Consider the following 22,115-nt stretch of genomic DNA (forward strand, 5'->3'; position numbering starts at 1 on the left):
TTCCATTGATACGAAAAAAGAAGGTGTTGGGCGACCATGGGAAGGGCCATCCGTTCGCTCCGTAGAACGTCGCGTGTCACCCCGAAGCGGGCATACCGGGGAAGTGTAAACGAGTCACTGGCCTTCGCCGTTTCCGCGTGCGCCTACGCGTCGATACGCTCCACCTTGCCGACGAGCAGCCCGTACGACAGACTGCCCGCGAGCGCCATCGCGGCGATGTACGTGATCGCGCGCGAGAAGTCCGCGCCGTCGACCAGCAGCCCGATCACGATCGGCGTTGCGATCGCGGACAGGTTGCCGATCAGGTTGAACACGCCGCCCGTGAGGCCGATGAGCCGCGCGGGCGCGAGCCCCGACACGAGCGACCACGTGATCGACGCGAAGCCGTTGCCGAAGAACGCGATCGTCATGAACGCGATCACCCAGCCGGTGGAGCTCACGTAGTTCGCGCCGACGATGCAGGTCGAGATCAGCAGCCCCGAGATGATCGGCAGCTTGCGCGCGAAGCCTTGCGAGGCGCCGCGCCGCATCAGCCGGTCCGACAGCACGCCCGAGCTGAGTACGCCGACGAACGCGGCGAGGAACGGCAGCGACGCGAGGAAGCCCGACTTGATGAAGTCCATCCCGCGATACTTGACGAGGTAGGTCGGGAACCACGTGAGGAAGAACCACAGCGTCGAGTTCAGCGCGAACTGGCCGAGGTAGATGCCCCACAGCTTGCGCCGGCCGAGCACGACGCCGAGGTCGCGCCACGTCGACGGTGCGCGTTCGGTGCGCGCCGCGATGCGGTCCTCGAGATCGACGAGGCCGCCGCCGTCGCGGATCAGCGCGATTTCGGCCGCATTGACGCCGCGCAACGCGCGCGGCTCGCGATACACCGCATACCAGATCGCGGCCCATGCGATCCCGGCGAGGCCGGTCGCGACGAACACCATCTGCCAGCCGAGATGCGCCTGCAGCCACGCGAGCACCGGCGTGAGGAACGCGAGGCCGACGAACTGGCCCGACGTATAGCCGCCGATCGCGCTCGCGCGTTCGCGGGTCGGAAACCACGTCGTCACCACGCGGTTGTTGATCGGGTAGGCCGGCGCTTCCAGCGCGCCGACCGCGAGACGCAGCACGATCAGCCCGACGAACGAACCGGCGAAACCGAGCAGCAGCGTCGCGGCCGACCACAGCGCGAGCGCCCCCGCATACAGCACGCGCGGCGACACCTTGTCGACGAGCCAGCCGCCCGGAATCTGCATCAGCGCATAGGTCCAGCCGAACGCGGAGAACACGAGGCCCGCGCGGACCGGATCGATGTGCAGTTCCTTGAACAGCTCGGGCGCCGCGATCGACAGATTGCTGCGGTCGAGATAGTTGATCACGACCGTGACGAACAGCAGCGCGAGGATCAGCAGCCGTTTGCGGCTCGGCGGCGTGGCCGGGGCTGTGGCCGCGGCTGCAGTCGCGCGGGCGGCGGATAGGGATTCGGACGAGGCGCCGACATGCGCGGATGGCCGCTCCGGCGGGTGGGCATGGGTGCGTGACGTGGATTGGGCCACGGTCGTCTCCTGTGTTCTATGCGCCGGCCGGCGCTCGCGAACGAGGCAGCCGGATCGAATGGCGTTGGGGCGAACGTTAGAGCCGTGGCGCGGCGTGCGTCAACATCTGGACAGGCATCCCTATTAATGGGAAGTTGGGCGTTCAGTATGTGGGAATGAGTGCAGGCGGGCCGGGGGTAGCGTCGTGGCGAAGGACAACGAGCGGACGGCCGGTCAGCCGTGCGTGCTGTCGTCACGATAGCCGTTCTTGCCGACGAAGATCTCCTTCAGCGCGGCGCGCAGCGTGACCGGATCGTATAGACCGGGCGCGAGATGGATCACGTAACGCGTCTGGCCGTCGAGACGCGCGGCGACGCCGGGCTCGATCTCGACGTCGATCGTATCGTCGGTCAGCCGCACCGACAGATCCTTGACGCGTACGTTGAGCTGGTCGCGCACCATCACTTCGATCAGCGTGTCGTCCGGAAAGCGCGACAGCGCGAAGCAATAGTCCTGTTCCGCATCGTGACAGTAGATGTTGGCGAAGCTTTCGTCGTCGTCGAGGTCGGACGTGGCCGCGCCGACGGTAGCGTGAAGTTCCATGAACGTGGTTCCTGCTGAAGGGTTATTTGTGAGCGTGCATCGTCGTTTCGGGTGCAGCCGCGGTGTCGGGTATCGCATCGGCCAGCACATCGCGCGCCTTCAGCCACAGCCCGAATTCGCGCATCACGTCGACCACCGGCCGCAGCCGGTCGCCGTCGGCGGTGAGATCGTACTCGACGCGCACCGGCACTTCCGGATAGACGGTGCGTCGCACGAGCCCCGCGTCTTCCAGCGCGCGCAGGTCGAGCGTCAGCATGCGCTGCGAGATGCCCGGCATGTCGCGCCGCAGGTCGCTGAAGCGGCGCGGCCCGTCGAGCAGATACGACACCAGCAGCAGCCGCCAGCGGCCGCCGAGCAGGCGCATCGCTTCTTCAACGGAACATCCTGTCGCACTCGTTTTCATCGAGCTGGTTCCTGGTCGGTAAATTTTTTGTGACTACGGCACAAACGACTGCCGTCTTCTCAGCGCTGCGCCGATGCGAGATATTAGCGCCCGCGTCGCGGCGAATCGATACCTGGACAACCCACGAAGGACACGCATGAAGCTCTATCACGCTCCCGGCAGCTGTTCGCAGGCGATCTGCATCGTACTGCGCGAAGGCGGATTCGACGCGGAGATCGTCAAGGTCGACGCGCGCAAGCATGTCGTCGATGGCGGCCGCGATTACTACGACGTGACCGAACTCGGCTACGTGCCGCTGCTCGAACTCGACGACGGCACGATGCTGCGCGAAGGGCCGGTGATCGCCCAGTATCTCGCGGACCAGCGCCCGGAAGCCGCGCTTGCGCCCGCTTACGGCACACTCGCGCGCTACCGGCTGATGGAATGGCTGAACTTTCTCGGCACCGAGATCCACAAGGGCTTCATCCCGCTGTTGTATGCGGTGCAGGCGGGGAAGTACGTCGAGCCCGTGCGGCAGAAGCTCGATGGCCGCTTCGCGTGGATCGACCGCCAGCTCGACGGCAGGACGTTCGTCACCGGCGACACGTTCACCGTCGCCGATGCGTACCTGTTCGCGCTGACCGGCTGGGGCAAGGCCGACTGGATGCGCTCGGTGTACAACGCGGAAATCGACCTGAGCCGGCATGCGCATCTGCGTGCGTGGTACGAGCGGGTGCGCGCGCGGCCGGCGGTGCAGGCCGTGCTGGCGGCGGACAACCTGCTGCGATGACGCGCGACGGCCGTGGCGACGCAGCGCCATGCCGCAACAGCCCGCGCTATAATCGCCGCCATGAAACTGCTTCGGACCTTCATCCTGCTGCTGCTGTGCGCGGTGCTGCCCATCACTGGGCTGGCAGCCAGCGGCCTGACCGGCGAATGTCCGATGCAGCAGACGATGTCGATGGAGGCGGACACCGGCATGAAGATGGCCATGTCCGCCGACATGCGCGGCTGCGATTCGATGCAGCCGTCATCCGCCGATCACGCGAAGGCCAAAGCCAAGGGCACGGCCTGCAAGGTGACGGCCCAATGCCAGTTCGGCAGTCTCTACCACCCGGCAGCCCGCGCCGACGTCAGCCGTCCCGCCGCATTCGCCAGCACGATCGTCTTCCACTACACGCAGTCCGTCCCGGCGCGCGACCCGAGCGGGTTGTGGCGCCCCCCACGCTTCAGCTGATCCCGATTTGACCGGTTCGCCGCGCACGCGGTGAGGTTCGTCCTGTGCGCAGGACGGGGAATCCCTTTGGGTTCCGATTTGGGGTTACACCATGTCATTCGCTTTCCGCACGCCGCGCATGCCGCGTGCATGTCGGCGCGCGCCCGTACCGTGGGCCGCGCTGCTGATGGCGGGCGCCGTTCACGCGCAGCAGTCGCCGCTGACGCTGGACGCCGCGCTGCAGTCCGCCACCGATCGTTCCGCGTCGATGCAGGCCGCGCAGGCTTCCGTGCTCGCGCGTTCCGAAGCGGCCGTCAAGGCCGGCCAGTTGCCGGACCCGATGCTCAAGGCCGGCATCGACAACCTGCCAATCAACGGCGGGCAGCGCTTCACCGTCGGCCAGGATTTCATGACGATGCGCCGCATCGGCATCGAGCAGGAATGGGTGTCCGGAGACAAGCGGCGGCTGCGTACCGCGCTCGCCGACGAACAGGTCGGCCGCGAGCGCGCCGGCTATCTCGTGCAACTGGCGGCCGTACGCCGGCAGACCGCGACGGCGTGGCTCGATGCCATCTATGCGAAGCAGGCGCTCGCGCTTCAGCAGGCGCTGCTCGGTCACATGAACCATGAACTCGACGCGACGCAGGCGTCGTATCGCGGCGCGAAGGCGAGCGCGGGCGACGTCGTGCAGGCCCGCGCGATGCTCGCGCAGACGCAGGACCAGGTACTCAAGGCGCAGCAGGCGTATCGCACCGCGCTCATCGCGCTGGCCCGCTGGACGGCGGCGCCCGTGACGGACGTGACGGGTACGCCGCCCGCGCCCGAATCCTTCGTCTCGTCATTGCCGCCGGACGAGCTGCGCCTGTCGCAGCCGGCGCTCGTCGCCGCCGCGGACGATATCGCGGTGGCCGAAGCCGACGCCGCGGTCGCGAACAGCGAGCGCAGCCCCAACTGGACGTGGGAAATCGCGTACCAGCAGCGCGGCGGCGCGTATTCGAACATGGTGTCGGTCGGCGTCTCGATCCCGCTGCCGCTCAATCGCAAGAATCGCCAGAACCGCGACATCGCCGAAAAGGCCGCGCTCGCGACGAAGGCGCGCCTGATGTACGAGGACACGCTGCGGCAGGTACAGGCCGACATCCGCACGCAATCCGACACGCTGGCGAGCGGCCGCGAACGTATCGCGAACCTGGGCGCCGCGCTGTTGCCGGCCGCCGCGCAGCGCGTGCAGCTCGCGACGGCCGCGTACCGGGCCGGCACGGGGTCGCTCGCCGACACGTTCGCCGCGCGGCGTGCACAACTCGACGCGCAGTTGCAGGTGCTCGATCTCAGGCGCGAGGTCTCGCAGACCTGGGCGCAACTCGAATATCAGGTCGTGCCGTCGGCGACGGCCGCCGCGCAGTGAAGGAGACGCTCATGACAAGGCAATCACTGATGCGTGCGGCGCTGATCGCGTTCGCCGGTGCGGCGCTCGCCGGCGCCGGCTATTTCGCGGGCGTTCGCCATGCGACGTGCGGCGCGGCGACGGCCGCCATGCCCGCCGCCGCGCCGTCGGGCGTGCCGGCTCAGCAGGCCTCGCGCAAGGTGCTGTACTGGCATGACCCGATGGTGCCGAACCAGCACTTCGACAAACCGGGCAAATCGCCGTTCATGGACATGCAGTTGCAGCCCGTCTACGCGGACGAAGGCGGTGCCGCATCCGGCATCCGGATCGATGCGGGCCTGCAGCAGAACCTCGGCATTCGCTATGCGACCGTGCGCCGGCAGCAGACGGCGGCCGGCTTCGACGCGGTGGGCACCACGCAGTTCGACGAAGCGCGCGCGGCGGTCGTGCAGTCGCGCGTGACGGGCTACATCGATCGTCTGTATGCGCGTGCGCCGATGCAGCGCATTGCGAAGGGCGCGCCGGTCGCATCGCTGTTCGTGCCCGACTGGCTCGCGCCGCAGGAGGAGTATCTCGCGCTGAAGCGCGGCGGGATGGACGGCAGCCTGCTCGATGCGGCGCGCGCACGGATGCGGGCGCTGTCGATCCCGGACGCGATGATCGCGGCCCTCGATCGCACCGGCCGCGCGCAGACGCACGTCGTGCTGAGCGCGCCGGAGAGCGGCGTCGTCAGCGAGCTGAACGTGCGCGACGGCGCGATGGTCGCGCCCGGCCAGACACTCGCGAAGATCGCCGGGCTGTCGACGCTGTGGCTGATCGTCGAGGTGCCGGAAGCGCTCGCCTTGAACGTGCAGCCGGGGATGTCGGTCGACGCGACGTTCGCCGTCGATCCGGCCCGGCATTTCGGCGGACGGATTCGCGAAGTGCTGCCCGGCATCAGCACGGGCAGCCGTACGCTGCAGGCGCGCGTGGAGATCGACAACGCGTCGCTGAAGCTCACGCCCGGCATGCTGATGCGCGTGAAGGTCGCCGCGCAGGAGAAGGCGTCGCGCCTGCTCGTGCCGTCCGAGGCGGTAATCGCGACCGGCCGGCGCACGATCGTCATCGCGAAGCACGGCGACGGCCGGCTGCAGCCGGTGTCGGTGACGGTCGGCAACGACGTCGGCGGTGACACGGAAGTGCTCGGCGGGCTGAACGAAGGCGACACGGTCGTCGCGTCGGGGCAGTTCCTGATCGATTCGGAAGCCAGCCTGAAAAGCGTGCTGCCGCGGCTGGAGCGGGCGGCAGGCACAAGCGCGGCCGCCTCATCCGCGACGGCAACCGCGCCGGTCTACGAAACCACCGGCAAGGTGGAGAACGTCACGGCCGACGACATCACGTTCTCGCATCAACCGGTGCCGGCGCTTGGCTGGGGCGCGATGACGATGGCGTTCGGCAAGCCGTCGGCGCACGCGTTTCCGGACGTGAAGCCGGGCCAGACCGTGCGTTTCGCGTTCACGCAGACCGATGACGGTTACCGACTGACGAAGGTCGAGCCGCAGGGAGGCGAGCGATGATCGCGCGAATCATTCACTGGTCCGTCCATCACCGGTTTCTGGTGCTGCTGGCCACCGTGCTGCTCGCGGCATGGGGCGTGCATTCGCTGCGACAGACGCCGCTCGACGCATTACCCGACCTGTCGGACACGCAGGTGATCGTGAAGGCGTCGTATCCGGGCAAGGCGCCGCAGGTCGTCGAGGATCAGGTGACCTATCCGCTGACGACGACGCTGCTCGGCGTGCCGGGCGCGAAAACCGTGCGCGCGTACTCGTCGTTCGGCGACGCGTTCGTCTACGTGCTGTTCGACGACCGCACCGATCCGTACTGGGCGCGTTCGCGCGTGCTCGAATACCTGAGCCAGGTGCAGAGCCGCCTGCCGGCGGGCGCGACCGTGTCGCTCGGGCCGGATGCGACCGGCGTCGGCTGGGTATACGAATACGCGCTCGTCGATCGCACCGGTCACCACGATGCCGGGCAACTGCGCGCGCTCAACGACTGGTTCCTGAAGTTCGAGCTGAAGGCCGTGCCGGACGTATCGGAAGTGGCGAGCATCGGCGGCATGGTGCGCCAGTACCAGGTCGTGCTCGATCCGGACAAGCTGCGCGCGTACGGCATCACGCAGGCGACGGTCGCGGAGGCGCTCGGCAAGGCCAACCAGGCCTCCGGCGGCTCGGTCGTCGAGCTGGCCGAGTCGGAGTACATGGTGCGCTCGTCCGGCTACCTGCGCACGCTCGACGATTTCCGTCACGTCGTGCTGCGCACCGACGACACCGGCACGCCCGTCCTGCTCGGCGACGTCGCGCGCATCCAGGTCGGCCCGGCGACGCGGCGCGGGATCGCGGAGCTGAACGGGCAGGGCGAGGTGACGGGCGGTGTCGTCGTGATGCGTTCGGGCAAGAACGCGCTGACGACGATCGACGCGGTGAAGGCGAAGCTCGCCAACCTGAAGCGCTCGCTGCCGCCCGGCGTCGAGATCGTCACGACGTACGACCGCTCGCAGCTGATCGAGCGCGCGGTGGACAACCTCAGGGACAAGCTGATCGAGGAATTCGTGATCGTCGGGATCGTGTGCGCGGTGTTCCTGTTCCATCTGCGCAGCGCGTTCGTCGCGATCCTGTCGCTGCCGCTCGGCGTGCTGGCGGCGTTCATCGTGATGCGCTACCAGGGCGTGAACGCGAACCTGATGTCGCTCGGCGGAATCGCGATCGCGATCGGCGCGATGATCGACGCGGCGATCGTGATGATCGAGAACGCGCACAAGCATCTGGAAGCATACGACCGCGCGCATCCCGGCGAGCCGATCACCACTGCGCGCCGTTGGGAAATCGTCGCGGCGTCGGCCGCGGAGGTCGGGCCGGCACTGTTCTTCTCGTTGCTGATCATCACGCTGTCGTTCGTTCCGGTGTTTTCGCTGGAAGGGCAGGAGGGCAAGCTGTTCGCGCCGCTCGCGTTCACGAAGACCTATACGATCGCGGCCGCCGCCGGGCTGTCGGTGACGCTGGTGCCGGTGCTGATGGGCTATCTGGTACGCGGCCGCATTCCGCCCGAGCACGCGAACCCGATCAACCGCGCGCTGATTCGCCTGTACCGGCCGCTGCTCGAAGCGACCCTGCGGCGCCCGTGGGCCGCGATCGGCGTCGCGGTCGTCGCGCTCGTGCTGACCGCCGTGCCGTTGTCGCGGCTCGGCAGCGAATTCATGCCGCCGCTCGACGAAGGCGATTTGCTGTACATGCCGACCGCGCTGCCGGGCATCTCGGCGGACAAGGCGAGCGAGTTGCTGCAGCAGACCGACCGGCTGATCAAGACCGTGCCGGAGGTCGACACCGTGTTCGGCAAGTCGGGCCGCGCCGATACCGCGACCGACCCGGCGCCGCTCGAGATGTTCGAGACGACGATCCGCTTCAAGCCGCGCAGCGCGTGGCGGCCGGGCATGACGCCGGAGAAGCTCGTCGACGAACTCGACCGGACGGTGAAGGTGCCGGGCTTGTCGAACGTATGGGTGCCGCCGATCCGCAACCGGCTCGACATGCTGTCCACCGGGATCAAGACGCCGGTCGGCGTGAAGATTTCCGGGCCGGACCTGGCGGGGATCGACGCGATCGCGACGCAGGTCGAGGCAGCCGTGAAGCGCGTGCCGGGCGTGACGTCCGCGCTCGCGGAACGGCTGAACGGCGGCCGCTACATCGACGTCGACATCGACCGGCTCGCCGCCGCGCGTTACGGGCTGTCGGTGGCCGATATCCAGTCGGTCGTGTCGTCGGCGATCGGCGGCGAGGACGTCGGCGAAGTGATCGCCGGGCGCGAGCGCTTCCCGATCAACATCCGCTATCCGCGCGAGATCCGCGATTCGCTCGAGAACCTGCGGCAACTGCCGATCGTCACCGCGCGCGGCGCGCAGATCCGCCTCGGCGACGTCGCGCACGTCGCGATCGCCGACGGGCCGCCGATGATCCGCAGCGAAAACGCGCGGCTGTCCGGCTACGTGTACGTCGATCTCCGCGGTACCGATCTCAGCACGGCCGTCCGTGCGATGCAGCAGACCGTCGCGCAACAGGTCGCGTTGGCGCCCGGCTATTCGATCGCGTGGTCGGGTCAGTTCGAGTACCTCGAACGCGCGGCGGCGACGCTCCGCACCGTCGTGCCTGTCACGCTCGTCGTGATCTTCGTGTTGTTGTTCGTCACGTTCGATTCGGCGGCCGACGCGTTGCTGCTGATGTCGACGGTCCCGTTCGCGCTGGTCGGCGGGTTCTGGCTCGTGTGGGCGCTCGGCCATGCGGTGTCCGTCGCGACGTCGGTCGGTTTCATCGCACTGGCCGGCGTGGCCGCCGAATTCGGCGTCGTGATGCTGCTGTACCTGAAGGGCGCGCTGCAGCGCCGGCTCGATGCCGGCGAACCGCTGACCGATGCGTTGCTGCTCGACGCGATTCGCGAAGGCGCGGTGTTGCGCGTGCGGCCGAAGGCGATGACGGTCGCCGTCGTGCTCGCCGGGCTCGTGCCGATCATGATCGGCCACGGCGCCGGCTCCGAAGTCATGCAGCGCATCGCCGCGCCGATGGTCGGCGGCATGGTCACGGCGCCGCTCTTGTCGATGTTCGTCATTCCCGCCGCGTGGCTTCTGCTTCAGCGCCGTCGTGCGCGAAGCGCGGGCCGCGCGCGGCATTCCGATGCAGTTCCTTCCGGCACGAACGTGCCATCTATCCCAACCGGAGAATCACGTTGAAGATGAATCAATTGATCGCTACTGCCACCGCTGTCGTCGCGCTGAGTGCGTTCGCGGTACCGGCGTTCGCCGCCGGCGAGATGTCGGGCATGGACATGTCCGGCATGAAGATGTCGTCGGACGGTGCGGCGGAATCGAATGCCGCGCTGACGGACGCCGAAGTGAAGAAGGTCGATGCCGCGAGCGGCAAGATCACGCTGAAGCACGGCGCGCTGGAGAACGTCGGGATGCCGCCGATGACGATGGCGTTCAAGGCGAAGGACGCGGCGATGCTTGCTCAAGCGCATGCGGGCGACAAGGTCAGGGTGCGGATCGAGAAGGTCGACGGTACGTTGACGATCGTCAAACTCGTCAAGGGTTCCTGATCGTCCGGATGCGGGCGTTGCCGTCGCCCGCGTCGGGTGCCATGAAACGCGCCGCGCCGACGTGTTCGTCGGCCGGCGCGCCCGACCGGCATTCAGCGCGTCAGCGTCACCACCAGATACCCCGCATACCCCGCGCCGTTCGCGAGCAACGCCCAGATCGCGAGCCCGCGCGTGCGTGCATTGACGCGCAGCCAGGCCGCCGCCGCGAGCGTGACGATCACGCCGGTCAGCACTTCGGGGCGCGGCTCCCACGGCGTCAGCATGATGCCGATCGCCGGCAGCAGCGTGCCCTGGAACACCATCGCGCCGGTGATGTTGCCGAACGCGAGCGTGTCCTTCCCGCGGCGAATCCACAGCACGCTGTTGACCTTCTCCGGCAGTTCCGTCGCGATCGGCACGATGATCAGCGACAGCAGCAACGCCGACACGCCGAGCGCGTGCGACACGCCTTCCACACCGTGAATGAAGCCCTTCGCGCCGCCGACCAGCAGCGCGACGCCGATCAGCAGTTGCAGCAAGATCGTCGACAGGTTGGTCGGCAGGCCGACGCGCGACAGGAACATTGCGTGCGGCGCCTCGGTGCCGTGACCGGCGTCGACGAGCCCGGTCGACGCGCGGAACGTCAGCACGACGTACACCACGTAGAGGCCGACCAGCATCGCGGCGAGCAGCGCGCGCACGGCCCAGTTGTGATGCGGGACGAACATCGCGACGGTCGCCAGCGAGAATGCGGCGAGGAAGGTGTTCATGTCGCGCACGAAGCCCGTGCGTTCGGGCGCGATCGTGCCGCGCAGCCCGCGCGAGCGGATCACGGCGAGCGCCATCAGGAGCGTGGTGAGCGTCGCGAGCATCAGCGGCGCGCCGAGAATCGCGCCGACGCCGATCTCCTCGTTCACGGCCTGGTTCGACGTGCCGCCGGCCAGCGCGAGCAGCGGCACCATCGTTTCGGGCAACGCGGTGCCGACGGCCGCGAACAGCGAGCCGGTCACGCCTTCGGAAATCTTCAGGCGTTCGCCGAGATGTTCGAGCGCATTGGTGAAGACTTCGGCGGCGATGAGGATGACGATCAGCATGAACGCCAGTTCGACGAACATGAAGGTCATGCGGCACCTCCGCGGGCAGCGGTGGCGTGAGGGAGACGAGCGGGAAGGAACATGGGGACTCCGTGGTCGGACGCTGACGAACCATGACACATCCGCCGGCGTCCGACCAGGAACGACGCGATGTGCCGATGGTCTCGCCAAGCCGATCAGGCCGAACGCGCCACGGCCGCGGGCCGAGTGTGTTGACGCGCTCGCTTTCCGGTGACGGAAAGCAGGCTACTCCCCAAAGACGAAAACCAGTCTAGCCGAGCGGTTTTCGTTCGACAAGCCTTCGTCTCGAAAAATATACCCCTCCGTCCTATAGGGGAAAGCGTCCGGAGATATACTCCCCTACCCTATACAGGAGCCATCGATGAGTCATACCGTTCGCGAGAAACAGAAGCTGCTGAACCGCGTGCGCCGTATCAAGGGGCAGGTCGAAGCGATCGAGCGCGCGCTGGAGGAAGAGCGCGGCTGCAACGACGTGCTGCAACGGATCACGAGCTGCCGCGGCGCGATGAACGGCTTGCTGGCCGTCGTGCTGGAAGACCACATCCGGTCGCATCTCGTCGATGCGGATGCGCCCGACGCACACGAAGGCAGCGCGACCGAGCAGTTGATCGAGGTCGTGCACAGCTATTTCAAGTAAGTCACCGGATCGAAACATGAACGAATTCAACGGCGCGGCGGCGGGCGGCGCGCACAGCCACGCGTTTCTGGGCGCCGCACATGCGCGCAACGAGCGGAAGACGTGGATGGTCATCGGCCTGTGCACGGCGATGATGATCGCCGAGATCGTCGGCGGCACGCTGTTCGGCTCGCTGGCGCTGGTCGCCGACGGGCTGCACATGTCGACGCACGCGGGCGCGATGCTGATCGCGGCGCTGGCCTATACCTATGCGCGCCGGCACGCCGACGATCCGCGCTTCGTGTTCGGCACCGGGAAGCTCGGCGACCTGGCCGGCTTCACGAGCGCGATCGTGCTCGCGATGATCGCGTTGCTGATCGGCTATGAGGCGATCGCGCGCCTGCTGGCGCCGGTGCCGATCCAGTTCGGCGAAGCGATTCCGATTGCGGTGCTGGGGCTTGCGGTGAATCTCGCGAGCGTGTGGCTTCTGAGCGGCGATCATCATCACGCGCATGGGCACGGCCACCACGATGACCGTGATCATGACCACGACGACGCGCACCACGCGCATCATGCTCACGGTTCGCACTCGGCCGCGCATCGCGACCACAACATCCGGTCGGCCTACGTTCACGTGATCGCCGATGCGGCCGTGTCGGTGCTGGCGATCGTCGGCCTGCTGCTCGCGCGCGCGTTCGGATGGGTCTGGATGGACCCGCTCGCGGGCATCGTCGGCGCGCTGGTGATCGCCAACTGGGCGTATGGGCTGATGCGCGATACGGGCGGGATCCTGCTCGACGTCAACGTCGACCGCAGGCTGACGGACAACGTGCGCCGCGCGATCGAGGCGCTCGGCGACAAGGTCAACGACCTCCATGTATGGCGCGTGGGCCCCGGGCACATGAGTGCGATCGTGTCGGTCGAATCGGGCGACGCCGCGCGCGACGCGCGTTTCTACCATGCGCTGCTCGCGCGCTTCGACGGCGTGTCGCACGTGACCGTCGAAGTGATGACGCGTGGGAAGGCAGCCTGATCGTGGCCGTGAAATCGCCGTGTATCGGGCTGTGCGCGTTCGACGGCCGCACGGGCTTTTGTGTCGGCTGCCTGCGCACGCGCGACGAGGCGCGCGACTGGAAGAAGCTGACCGATCATCGCCGACACCAGATACTGAACGATCGTACGCGGCGGCAGGCGAAGCTGCGGCGCGACGCGGCGCAATAGCAAGCGCGCACGCGCGCCTCGGTCTGCGATCAGGGTTGCGAGCATGCGGTAGCATCACAGGCATTCGGCATCACGATGCCTGAACCGGGAGCGATCCATGCAGACCGACGCACCGACCGGCATTCTTCGGCAGATTCCGCGCAGCGTGTGGGTGCTCGGCTGCGTCAGCCTGCTGATGGACGTGTCGTCCGAAATCATCCACAGCCTGTTGCCGATGTTCCTGATGGCGGGCCTTGGCGCGAGCGCGACGACGATTGGCGTGATCGAAGGGATCGCCGAGGCGACGTCGCCGGTCGTCAAGGTGTTCTCCGGCACGCTGAGCGACTACCTGCGCAATCGCAAATGGCTCGCGGTCGCCGGCTACGCGCTCGGCGCGCTCAGCAAGCCGCTGTTCGCGATCGCGCCGACGATCGGCGTCGTGGTGACCGCGCGGATCGTCGACCGCATCGGCAAGGGGATTCGCGGCGCGCCGCGCGACGCGCTCGTCGCCGACGTCACGCCCGTTCACCTGCGCGGCGCCGCGTACGGGTTGCGCCAGTCGCTCGACACGGTGGGCGCGTTCCTTGGGCCGCTGCTGGCCGTCGTCATCATGCTGGTGTGGCGCGACGATTTCCGCCTCGCGTTCTGGCTGGCCGTGATTCCCGGCGTGCTGGCCGTGGCGCTGCTCGCGTTCGGCATCGACGAGCCGGCGCGTGCGCCGGGCGAGAAGCGCGTGAACCCGATCCGCCGCGCGGTCGTCGCGCAACTCGGCGCCCGCTACTGGTGGGTCGTCGCCGTCGGCGGCGTGTTCGCGCTCGCGCGTTTCAGCGAAGCGTTCCTGGTGCTGCGCGCGATGGGCAGCGGCGTGCCCGTCGCGCTCGTGCCGCTCGTGATGGTCGCGATGAACGTCGTGTATGCATTGTCCGCTTACCCGTTCGGCAAGCTCGCCGATACGACGAGCCACACGAAACTGATGGTGATCGGGCTCGTGCTGCTGATTGCCGCCGACATCGTGCTGGCGCACGGCGCGCATTGGCCGGCCGTACTCGTCGGCGTCGCGCTGTGGGGACTCCATATGGGGATGACCCAAGGGCTGCTCGCGACGATGGTCGCGCAGGCCGCGCCGGCCGAATTGCGAGGCACGGCGTTCGGCGTGTTCAACCTGATCAGCGGCATCGTGACGCTCGTATCGAGCGTCGTCGCGGGCATGCTGTGGGATCGGGCGGGCGCCGCGGCCACGTTCTACGCGGGGGCTATCTTCAGCGCGGCGACCATCGTGCTGCTCGTGTGCGTTCGTACGTCGTTCGCCGCCGCGCAGGAACGCTAGCGCCGAGCGCGGCGGCGCGTCGTCTAACTATCGGTGTCGCGCGGAAAGTAGAGCGCGAACGTCGTGCGCCCGTCGCGGCTCGCGACTTCCACCTTGCCGCGATGCAGCTCCATGATCGACTTCACGATCGCGAGCCCGAGCCCCGCGTTGCGCGCCGCGCCGTGCCGCGACGAATCGATCCGGTAGAAGCGCTCGAAGATCCGTTCGACCTGTTCGGGCGGAATCGCAACGCCGCGATTCGTGACTTCGACGACCGCGTAACCGCATTGGGTCGACACGGCCAGCTCGATCGTCGATGCGGCTTCCGCGTGTTCGAGCGCATTCGACGCGAGATTGCTCACCGCGCGCCGGAACAGCGTCGCGTCCGCGACGACCGGCGCTTCGCCATGCACGTCGATGCGCACGCCGGCTTCGTCGGCCAGCGCCTGGAAATACGACGCGAGCCGGCGCAATTCGCTGCCCGCGTTGAGTTCGGCGGCCTTCAGGTGCTGCCGCGCGTTGTCGGTGCGGGCAAGAAACAGCATGTTCTCGATCATCCGCTGCAGCCGTTCGCATTCCTCGATGTTCGATTCGATCAGCGCTTCGTATTCGTCGGCCGTGCGGGCACGCGACAGCGTGATCTGCGACGAGCTGATCACGTTCGCAAGCGGCGTGCGCATGTCGTGCGCGAGATCCGACGAGAACTGCGACAGCCGCACGAACGCGCGTTCGAGGCGGTCGAGCATCCGGTTCACCGACGTGGCGAGCTCGCGCAATTCGACCGGGCCGCCGCGCGCGTCGAGGCGTGCGTTCAGGTTGTGCGCCTCGATGCGCGACGTCTGCCGGCCGAGGCTTTCGACCGGGCGCAGGCCGCGCGACGCGACCGCGTAGCCGAGCGCCCCGACCAGCAGCGCGCCGACGGCCGCCGCGAGCCAGATATCGACGCGATAGCTTTCGAGCAGCGATTGCCGATCGGTCGCCGTGCGTGCGAGTGCGACCTGGATCGTTTCGCCGGACGGCAGTGTCTCGCGTGCGGACACGCAGCGCGACGTGCCGATGCCGGGCGGCGCGCAGGTGAACGGGCCGTCGGCGCTGCCTGCCCGATGCGATGCGGCGATCACCGACGCGAGCGTGTTGCCGGCTTCGTCGGAATGCTCGACGAGCGGACGGTTTTGCGCATCGTAGATGCCGAGGTAGACGCCCGGATGCGACAGCAGCACGTCGTGGAACACGGCCGGGTCGGCGCGTAGCGCGGCCGTCGATCCGCTGGCGCGCGCGAGCTGCAGGAACTGGTTGAGCTTGCCGGAGATCTCGATGTCGTCGCGCCGCGTCAGCTCGGCGGACAGCGACCGGTACAGATACGCGCCGGTCAGTGCGAACACGAGCGCCGCGACCGCGGCGAACGCGAGCGTCAGGCGCCGCAGCAGCGAATACGAAGCGGCGTGTGCGGTCACGAACGATCCTCGAGCACGTAGCCCATCCCGCGGATCGTGTGGATCAGCTTCTTCTCGTACGCGTTGTCGATCTTCGCGCGCAGGCGCTTGATCGCCGCGTCGACGACGTTCGTGTCGCTGTCGAAATTCATGTCCCAGATCTGCGACGTGATGAAGGTGCGCGTCAGCACCTCGCCCTCGCGTTCCGCGAGCAGCTGCAGCAGCGCGAATTCCTGCGCGGTGAGGTCGATGCGGGTGTCGGCGCGCCGCACGCGGCGCTTGAGCAGATCGATTTCGAGATCGGCGACGTGCAGGATGTCGCGCACGTTGCGCGGCGCACGCCGCAGCAGCGAGCGGATGCGCGCGAGGAACTCGGCATACGCGAACGGCTTGAGCAGGTAATCATCGGCGCCGAGCTCGAGCCCGGCGACCTTGTCCTCGATCGCGTCGCGGGCCGTGAGCAGCAGCACGGGCGTCTGCTTCTGCGCGCGCAGCCGCTTGAGCACCTCGAAGCCGTCCAGTTCCGGCAGCATCACGTCGAGCACGACGAGATCGAAATCCTCGTGCAGCGCGAGGAACAGCCCGTCCTGGCCGTTTTCCGCGACATCGACCGTGTAGCTCGCCTCCATCAAGCCCTTCCGGAGGTAGGACGCCATCTTGGGTTCGTCTTCGACTATCAGTATCCGCATGGTGAGGCAGGCCGTCCGTGATTCCAGCCGGTCAGTGTAACGCCAGAGCGTACGGCGCCGCGCGTGCGCGAACGATGATCGGCGGATGACGGAATTGTCATGAAAGGCCGGTCATGTTTCGGCCATGTCGTCGTCACCGCGGCGGCGATAAGCTGCGGCCGTCTTGTCCCCGGAGCGTGCCGTCGTGCGACGCGCCGGCCCTAACGATCATTGCCTGCCTGATTTCGCATCCATGTCGTACTGGCGCACCTTCCTCGTCGTCGTGTTGCTGGCGCTGAGCCTGCCGATCCAGTCGTTCGCGGCTGTTTCGATGCCGTGCGCGGGCGCTGCCGTGCCGCATGAGGACCAAGCGCTGCACACGATGCCGACCGCGCAGGACGGCCATCACGATCACGCGCGGCATGCGTCGTCATGTGCCGCGTGCGTGTCCTGCTGCTTCGGCTCCGCAATGCCGGGCGCGCTCGAGGCGCCGGCCGCGGCGAGCGTCGGCGTCACGACCGTCGCGCCGCCGCGTTCGGCCGGGGACGTGTCGTTCCTGACCGGCGGCATCGACCGGCCGCCTCGCAGGATGCCCGTCTAGTTCCTGTCCGCGGCCGACCCGCCGCGATCCGCTATTTGCTCCGGCCACCGCATCACGCTGCGCCGGACGACTTACGACGAGACATGTTCATGCGATTGATCATTGCGGCGCTGTGGGGCGCGGCGGCCCTCGTGCCGTCGCTCGCGCCCGCGCAAACCGCGTTTCCCGACCCGGCGGACGCCGCCGCGTCGGTGCCGGACGTCACCGTGACGTCCGCGTTCGATGGCTACCAGCGGTATGAGGACGACGCAGGCCCGGGCTGGAAGCAACTGAACCGGGAGGTGGTGGAGCGACCTGCGAAAGGGCGCACGAGCGGCGGCGCGGCCGGCAACGGCGCCGCCCATTCGACGCACGGAGGGGCCACGCGATGACGACGCTCGCGATATCGCCTCGGATCGGCGCGGCCGCGGTCGTGCTGACGCTCCTCGCGGGCTGCACGACGTTTTCGAAGGACGGCGGGTTCGACGCCGTGTCGTCGGTCGCATCGGAACGCATCGGGAAGGACGCGGTAGTGGTGCGGACCGACGCCGACCGCGAAGCGGTCGACCGGCGGACACGGGAATTGCTGGCGAAACCGCTGTCGATGGGCGACGCGGTGCAGGTCGCGCTGCTGAACAACCGCGGGCTGCAGGCGTCGTACGCGGAACTCGGGCTGTCGGAGGCCGACCTCGTGCAGGCCGGCCGGCTGCCGAACCCGCGCTTCGCGTTCAGCCGCACGCGTGCCGGCGACGGCGAGCTGACGCTCGGCCGCACGTTCTCGGCGAACGTGTTCGCGCTGCTGACGATGCCGCTCGCGACGAAGATCGAACGCCGCCGCTTCGAGCAGACCAAGCTCGAAACGGCCGACGCGATGCTGAAGGTCGCGGCCGATGCGCGCCGCGCCTACGTGGAAGCGGTCGCCGCCGAGCAGGCCGCGAACTATGCGCAGCAGGTGCGCGACGCCGCGAGCGCGGCCGCCGAACTCGCGCTGCGCATGCGGCAGGCCGGCAACTTCAGCCGGCTCGACTACGCACGCGAGCAGGCGTTTCATGCCGATGCGGTCGCCCAGTACGCGAAGGCGCGCCAGCAGGCCGTCGCCGCCCGCGAGAAGCTCACGCGCGCGATGGGGCTGTGGGGCGAACGCACGCGATACGCGCTACCCGAACGCTTGCCGGATTTACCGAAGGCGCGCCCGGACCTGCCGGATCTCGAACGCTTCGCGATGAGCAACCGCCTCGACATCCAGGCGGCGAAGCTGCAGACGCAGGGCGTCGCGTCGTCGCTCGGCCTGAGCAAGGCCACGCGCTTCGTCAACGCGGTCGAACTCGGCTACGTGAATGACTACGAAACCGGCAAGGGCCACGAGCACGGCTACGAGATCAGCGTCGAGATTCCGCTGTTCGACTGGGGCGGCGCGAAGGTCGCGCGCGCCGAGGCGATCTACATGCAGTCCGCGAACCGGCTCGCGAAAACCGCCATCGATGCGCGCTCCGAAGTGCGCGAATCGTACGCGGCTTACGTCACCAGCTACGACGTCGCCACGCACTACCGCGACGAAGTCGTGCCGCTGCGCAAGACGATCTCCGACGAACTGCTGCTGCGCTACAACGGGATGCTCGCGAGCGTGTTCGAGCTGCTGACCGATGCGCGAGAACAGGTCGGCGCGGTCAACGGCTACATCGACGCGCTGAAGGACTACTGGCTCGCGGAAACCGATCTGCAGATGGCGGTCGGCGGCCGGTTGCCGTCGTCGGGTGCTACGCCGCGCGCGACGAACTCCGCCGAATCAGCACCCGAATCCGCTTCGAAGGCCGACGCTGCGCCGCAGCCGGCTTCCCCTCCAGCGGCGCCGCCGGCGCCCGCCACGCAACCGCATCCGGAAGGTCATTGACATGGTGTCCCGTCGACAATTTCTCAGCGGCTCGGGCGCCGCGCTGCTCGGTGCGGCGATGGTCAGCAAGGCCGGCGCCGCGTCGCTGCCCGAAGCGCCCACGATGGCGAAAACCGGCACGCAGCCGCCGCTCGTGCCGCCGAACGGCCGCCCGTACACGCCCGTCGCGACGCTGAACGGCTGGTCGCTGCCGTGGCGGATGAAGAACGGCTGGAAGGAATTCCACCTGACGGCCGAGCCCGTCGTGCGCGAGATGGCGCCCGGCATGAACGCGAACCTGTGGGGCTACAACGGCCAGTCGCCGGGCCCGACGATCGAGGCCGTCGAAGGCGACAAGGTCCGGATCTTCGTGACCAACCGGCTGCCCGAGCACACGACGATCCACTGGCACGGGCTGCGGCTGCCGAACGGGATGGACGGCGTCGGCGGCCTCACGCAGCCGCACATTCCGCCCGGCAAGACCTTCGTCTACGAGTTCCAGCTCGAAGCGCACGGCACGTTCATGTATCACCCGCACGCCGACGAGATGGTACAGATGGCGATGGGGATGATGGGCATGTTCATCGTGCATCCGAAGGATCGCGGCACGATGCCGGTCGATCGCGATTTCGTGTTCCTGCTCGCCGCGTACGACATCGACCCGGGCAGCTACACGCCGCGCGTGAACGAGATGACCGATTTCAACATGTGGACCTTCAACTCGCGCGTGTTTCCGGGCATCGATCCGCTGCCGGTGCGCGCCGGCGACCGCGTCCGGATTCGTTTCGGCAACCTGACGATGACGAATCACCCGATCCACCTGCACGGCTACAGCTTCGAGGTCGCGGGCACCGACGGCGGCTGGATTCCGCCGGCCGCGCGCTGGCCCGAAGTGACGGCCGATGTCGCGGTCGGCCAGATGCGCGCGATCGAGTTCACCGCCGATCGTCCGGGCGACTGGGCGTTCCATTGCCACAAGTCGCATCACACGATGAATGCGATGGGCCACCAGGTGCCGAACCTGATCGGCGTGCCGCAGAAGGATCTCGCGAAGCGGATCGGCAAGCTCGTGCCCGACTACATGGCGATGGGCAGCACGGGCGGCGCGATGGGCGGCATGGAGATGCCGCTGCCCGACAACACGCTGCCGATGATGACCGGCACGGGCCCGTTCGGGCCGCTGGAGATGGGCGGCATGTTCACGGTGCTCAAGGTGCGGCAGGGGCTCGGCCGCAACGACTATCGCGATCCGGGCTGGTTCCGGCATCCGAAGGGCACGGTCGCGCACGAATACACCGGCGAATTGCCGGACGGCTGAAGCAGCACGCGGCGGCCGCACCGATGCGGCCGTCGATTTCCATTCACTCACACGGGAGTCGACACGATGAAGAAAGGACTGGTTCTGATGGCGACGGGGTGCGCGCTGGCGTTCTCGGCCGCGTCGTACGCGGCCGGCGACATGGCCGGCATGGACATGAGCGGCGGCGCGAAGCAGGGCGCCGCGGCGGCGCAGCGCATGTCGCACGGCGAGATTCGCAAGATCGACATGGCCGCCGGCAAGCTGACGATCAAGCACGGTCCGCTGGAGAACCTCGGGATGGATGCGATGACGATGGTGTTCAAGGTCAAGGACCCGGCGATGCTGTCGCAGGTCAAGGTGGGCGATACGATCGACTTCGTCGCCGAGGACGTGAACGGCGCGCTGACCGTCGTCGAACTGAAGAAGCCGTGATGCGGAGCGCGAACATGACCAGCACGATTTCCGGAGGGCTCGCCGCGTTCGCCGCGGCGGCCGCCCTCTTCGCGATGACACCGGCCGCGGCTTCGGCCCACGGCAAGCTCGAAGGCGCGGTGCCAGCGGCCGGCGGCACGGTCGACGCGGCGCCCGACGCGTTGCGGCTCACGTTCAACGAGGATCTCGAACCGGCGTTCAGCTCGGTGAAGGTGTCCGACGCGAGCGGCAACGCCGTCACGCAGGACAAGGCGAAGGTCGATGCGTCGAATCCGCGCGTGATGACCGTCGCGATACCGAAGCTTGCGGCCGGCGCGTACACGGTGCAGTGGGTGGCGATGACGGCCGATGCGCATCGCACGAAGGGCACGTATACGTTCCGGGTGAAGGGATGAACGACGGCATCGTCGGCCTGCTGAGGCTCGTGGCCGTGGCGATCCAGAACGCCGGGTTCGCGGTCGTCGTCGGTGCGTTGCTCGGCCGGCACTGGCTCGCGCGCGGCGCATCGGTGTGGCAACACGATGTCGGGCGGCGACTCGTCGCGACGCTGCGCAGCGCGTCCGTCGTATCGCTGCTCGCGAGCGTCACCGCGTTCTGGGCGCATTGCGCGCTGATGAGCGAAGTGTCGCTGCTCGACGCGGGGCCGGCGGTTTATTCGATGCTCGCGGGTACGGGGTTCGGTCATGCGTGGCTGGTCGGTGCGGTGTTCATGCTCGTCGTCGTGGTGCTGTCGTTTATCCGACGCGCGAACGATACGCGCTTGCCGTTCGCGATGTGGGCCGCGCTCGCCTGCGTCGCGCTCGCACGCAGCAACGGCGGACATCCGGTCGACGCCGGGCTGTTCAGCGCGCCGGTGTGGATCGACTGGCTGCATCTGCTGGCGATCAGCGCGTGGGTCGGGCTCGTGCTCGTGACGGCGTTCGGCGTGATGCCGCGGCTCGTCCGCATGCCGGCGAGCGAACGCGCGACGGGCGCATCGTTCGTGCAGTCGCTGTCCGATGCGTCCACTTACGCGCTGGTCGTACTGTTCGCGACCGGCGCGTACAACGGCTGGCGCGGTGTCGATACGCCCGCCAACCTGTTCGCGTCGACGTACGGGCAGATCCTGCTGCTGAAGCTCGTGCTCGTGCTGATTGCCGCGATGCTCGGCGGACACAACCGGTTCTTCGGGATGCCGAAGCTGCTCGCCGCGTTGCAGGACCCGGCCGTCGCGATGCCGGCCGGCGCGTTGAAGCGGTTCGGCACGGTGCTGCGCGTCGAGGCGGTCGTGCTCGGCGGCGTGCTGATGGTGGCGGCCGTGCTCGTGTCGAGCGCGTTGCCGGGGACGGTCTAGCGCGGCGTTTTTTCGGCGGAGGATTCGCGGCGTGAGCGACGCGCGGCC

At 68.0% G+C, this 22,115-nt stretch carries 23 protein-coding genes and 1 riboswitch; of the genes, 17 read left to right on the top strand and 6 right to left on the bottom strand.

Annotated features, from left to right (window positions below; all coding sequences use genetic code 11):
• Window positions 1-143: 143 nt before the first annotated feature.
• The 3 genes from JYG37_RS23130 to JYG37_RS23140 all read right to left on the bottom strand — a co-directional run bounded on the left by JYG37_RS23130 (window position 144) and on the right by JYG37_RS23140 (window position 2,532).
• On the bottom strand, window positions 144-1,547 hold the full coding sequence (locus tag JYG37_RS23130; protein WP_050017661.1) for an MFS transporter: 1,404 nt from the start codon (window positions 1,545-1,547) through the stop codon (window positions 144-146).
• A gap of 213 nt (window positions 1,548-1,760) precedes the next feature.
• A complete protein-coding gene (locus JYG37_RS23135; RefSeq protein ID WP_050017662.1) occupies window positions 1,761-2,129 on the bottom strand; it encodes a hypothetical protein in 369 nt (122 codons plus the stop codon).
• A gap of 22 nt (window positions 2,130-2,151) precedes the next feature.
• The gene (locus JYG37_RS23140; protein ID WP_050017663.1) at window positions 2,152-2,532 is read right to left on the bottom strand and encodes a winged helix-turn-helix transcriptional regulator; all 381 of its coding nucleotides are present in this window, start codon (window positions 2,530-2,532) and stop codon (window positions 2,152-2,154) included.
• Window positions 2,533-2,668: 136 nt separating this feature from the next.
• Here JYG37_RS23140 and gstA point away from each other — a divergent pair, with 136 nt between their 5' ends.
• The 6 genes from gstA to JYG37_RS23170 all read left to right on the top strand — a co-directional run bounded on the left by gstA (window position 2,669) and on the right by JYG37_RS23170 (window position 10,235).
• Window positions 2,669-3,301, top strand: coding sequence for a glutathione transferase GstA (gene gstA / locus JYG37_RS23145; protein ID WP_050017665.1), 633 nt, complete (start codon window positions 2,669-2,671; stop codon window positions 3,299-3,301).
• 60 nt (window positions 3,302-3,361) lie between these two features.
• Window positions 3,362-3,748: a hypothetical protein gene (locus JYG37_RS23150; protein WP_089488968.1), complete on the top strand. Its 387-nt coding sequence runs from the start codon at window positions 3,362-3,364 to the stop codon at window positions 3,746-3,748.
• A 91-nt stretch (window positions 3,749-3,839) separates the two neighbouring features.
• Window positions 3,840-5,132 (top strand): TolC family protein, encoded by a 1,293-nt coding sequence (locus tag JYG37_RS23155; protein ID WP_213346497.1) that lies wholly within the window; start codon window positions 3,840-3,842, stop codon window positions 5,130-5,132.
• A gap of 11 nt (window positions 5,133-5,143) precedes the next feature.
• Window positions 5,144-6,667 carry an efflux RND transporter periplasmic adaptor subunit gene (locus tag JYG37_RS23160; RefSeq protein ID WP_213346499.1) on the top strand — a complete coding sequence of 508 codons (1,524 nt, stop codon included), beginning with the start codon at window positions 5,144-5,146 and terminating at the stop codon, window positions 6,665-6,667.
• A complete protein-coding gene (locus tag JYG37_RS23165; protein WP_124631805.1) occupies window positions 6,664-9,870 on the top strand; it encodes an efflux RND transporter permease subunit in 3,207 nt (1,068 codons plus the stop codon). The genes JYG37_RS23160 and JYG37_RS23165 overlap by 4 nt, the downstream gene beginning before the upstream one ends.
• Window positions 9,867-10,235, top strand: coding sequence for a copper-binding protein (locus JYG37_RS23170; RefSeq protein WP_124631804.1), 369 nt, complete (start codon window positions 9,867-9,869; stop codon window positions 10,233-10,235). Before JYG37_RS23165 ends, JYG37_RS23170 begins: the two co-directional genes overlap by 4 nt.
• A gap of 92 nt (window positions 10,236-10,327) precedes the next feature.
• On the opposite strand, the gene JYG37_RS23175 is transcribed toward JYG37_RS23170, so the two are convergent.
• Entirely contained in the window at window positions 10,328-11,338 is a 1,011-nt protein-coding gene (locus JYG37_RS23175) for a sodium:calcium antiporter (protein ID WP_213346500.1), read from the bottom strand.
• 68 nt (window positions 11,339-11,406) lie between these two features.
• Window positions 11,407-11,579, bottom strand: a riboswitch (yybP-ykoY riboswitch).
• A gap of 111 nt (window positions 11,580-11,690) precedes the next feature.
• Here JYG37_RS23175 and JYG37_RS23180 point away from each other — a divergent pair.
• The 4 genes from JYG37_RS23180 (at window position 11,691) to JYG37_RS23195 (ending at window position 14,472) form a co-directional block, all read left to right on the top strand.
• Entirely contained in the window at window positions 11,691-11,966 is a 276-nt protein-coding gene (locus JYG37_RS23180) for a metal/formaldehyde-sensitive transcriptional repressor (RefSeq protein ID WP_050017674.1), read from the top strand.
• 16 nt (window positions 11,967-11,982) lie between these two features.
• Window positions 11,983-12,978 carry a CDF family Co(II)/Ni(II) efflux transporter DmeF gene (gene dmeF, locus JYG37_RS23185; protein WP_050017675.1) on the top strand — a complete coding sequence of 332 codons (996 nt, stop codon included), beginning with the start codon at window positions 11,983-11,985 and terminating at the stop codon, window positions 12,976-12,978.
• 2 nt (window positions 12,979-12,980) lie between these two features.
• The gene (locus tag JYG37_RS23190; RefSeq protein WP_080334385.1) at window positions 12,981-13,166 is read left to right on the top strand and encodes a DUF1289 domain-containing protein; all 186 of its coding nucleotides are present in this window, start codon (window positions 12,981-12,983) and stop codon (window positions 13,164-13,166) included.
• A 97-nt stretch (window positions 13,167-13,263) separates the two neighbouring features.
• Entirely contained in the window at window positions 13,264-14,472 is a 1,209-nt protein-coding gene (locus tag JYG37_RS23195; protein WP_050017676.1) for an MFS transporter, read from the top strand.
• A 23-nt stretch (window positions 14,473-14,495) separates the two neighbouring features.
• Here the strand turns inward: JYG37_RS23195 and JYG37_RS23200 are convergent, their stop codons facing one another.
• Both JYG37_RS23200 and JYG37_RS23205 read right to left on the bottom strand, forming a co-directional pair.
• Window positions 14,496-15,905: a heavy metal sensor histidine kinase gene (locus JYG37_RS23200; protein ID WP_213346502.1), complete on the bottom strand. Its 1,410-nt coding sequence runs from the start codon at window positions 15,903-15,905 to the stop codon at window positions 14,496-14,498.
• Window positions 15,902-16,573 carry a heavy metal response regulator transcription factor gene (locus JYG37_RS23205; protein WP_050017679.1) on the bottom strand — a complete coding sequence of 224 codons (672 nt, stop codon included), beginning with the start codon at window positions 16,571-16,573 and terminating at the stop codon, window positions 15,902-15,904. Before JYG37_RS23205 ends, JYG37_RS23200 begins: the two co-directional genes overlap by 4 nt.
• Before the next feature lie 232 nt (window positions 16,574-16,805).
• Here JYG37_RS23205 and JYG37_RS23210 point away from each other — a divergent pair, with 232 nt between their 5' ends.
• The 7 genes from JYG37_RS23210 (at window position 16,806) to JYG37_RS23240 (ending at window position 22,067) form a co-directional block, all read left to right on the top strand.
• Window positions 16,806-17,153, top strand: a complete 348-nt coding sequence (locus JYG37_RS23210; protein ID WP_050017680.1) for a hypothetical protein — start codon at window positions 16,806-16,808, stop codon at window positions 17,151-17,153.
• A gap of 89 nt (window positions 17,154-17,242) precedes the next feature.
• Window positions 17,243-17,524, top strand: a complete 282-nt coding sequence (locus tag JYG37_RS23215; RefSeq protein WP_050017696.1) for a hypothetical protein — start codon at window positions 17,243-17,245, stop codon at window positions 17,522-17,524.
• Window positions 17,521-19,023, top strand: a complete 1,503-nt coding sequence (locus JYG37_RS23220) for a TolC family protein (RefSeq protein ID WP_089488974.1) — start codon at window positions 17,521-17,523, stop codon at window positions 19,021-19,023. Before JYG37_RS23215 ends, JYG37_RS23220 begins: the two co-directional genes overlap by 4 nt.
• A 1-nt stretch (window position 19,024) precedes the next feature.
• On the top strand, window positions 19,025-20,320 hold the full coding sequence (locus JYG37_RS23225) for a multicopper oxidase family protein (RefSeq protein ID WP_089488975.1): 1,296 nt from the start codon (window positions 19,025-19,027) through the stop codon (window positions 20,318-20,320).
• A gap of 66 nt (window positions 20,321-20,386) precedes the next feature.
• A complete protein-coding gene (locus JYG37_RS23230; RefSeq protein WP_050017683.1) occupies window positions 20,387-20,734 on the top strand; it encodes a copper-binding protein in 348 nt (115 codons plus the stop codon).
• A gap of 14 nt (window positions 20,735-20,748) precedes the next feature.
• Entirely contained in the window at window positions 20,749-21,129 is a 381-nt protein-coding gene (gene copC, locus JYG37_RS23235; RefSeq protein WP_050017697.1) for a copper homeostasis periplasmic binding protein CopC, read from the top strand.
• Window positions 21,126-22,067 (top strand): CopD family protein, encoded by a 942-nt coding sequence (locus JYG37_RS23240; protein WP_124631799.1) that lies wholly within the window; start codon window positions 21,126-21,128, stop codon window positions 22,065-22,067. Before copC ends, JYG37_RS23240 begins: the two co-directional genes overlap by 4 nt.
• Window positions 22,068-22,115: the final 48 nt, after the last annotated feature.

Origin of the sequence: Burkholderia sp. LAS2 (assembly GCF_018417615.1) — a bacterium.
GTDB classification, from domain to species: domain Bacteria; phylum Pseudomonadota; class Gammaproteobacteria; order Burkholderiales; family Burkholderiaceae; genus Burkholderia; species Burkholderia sola.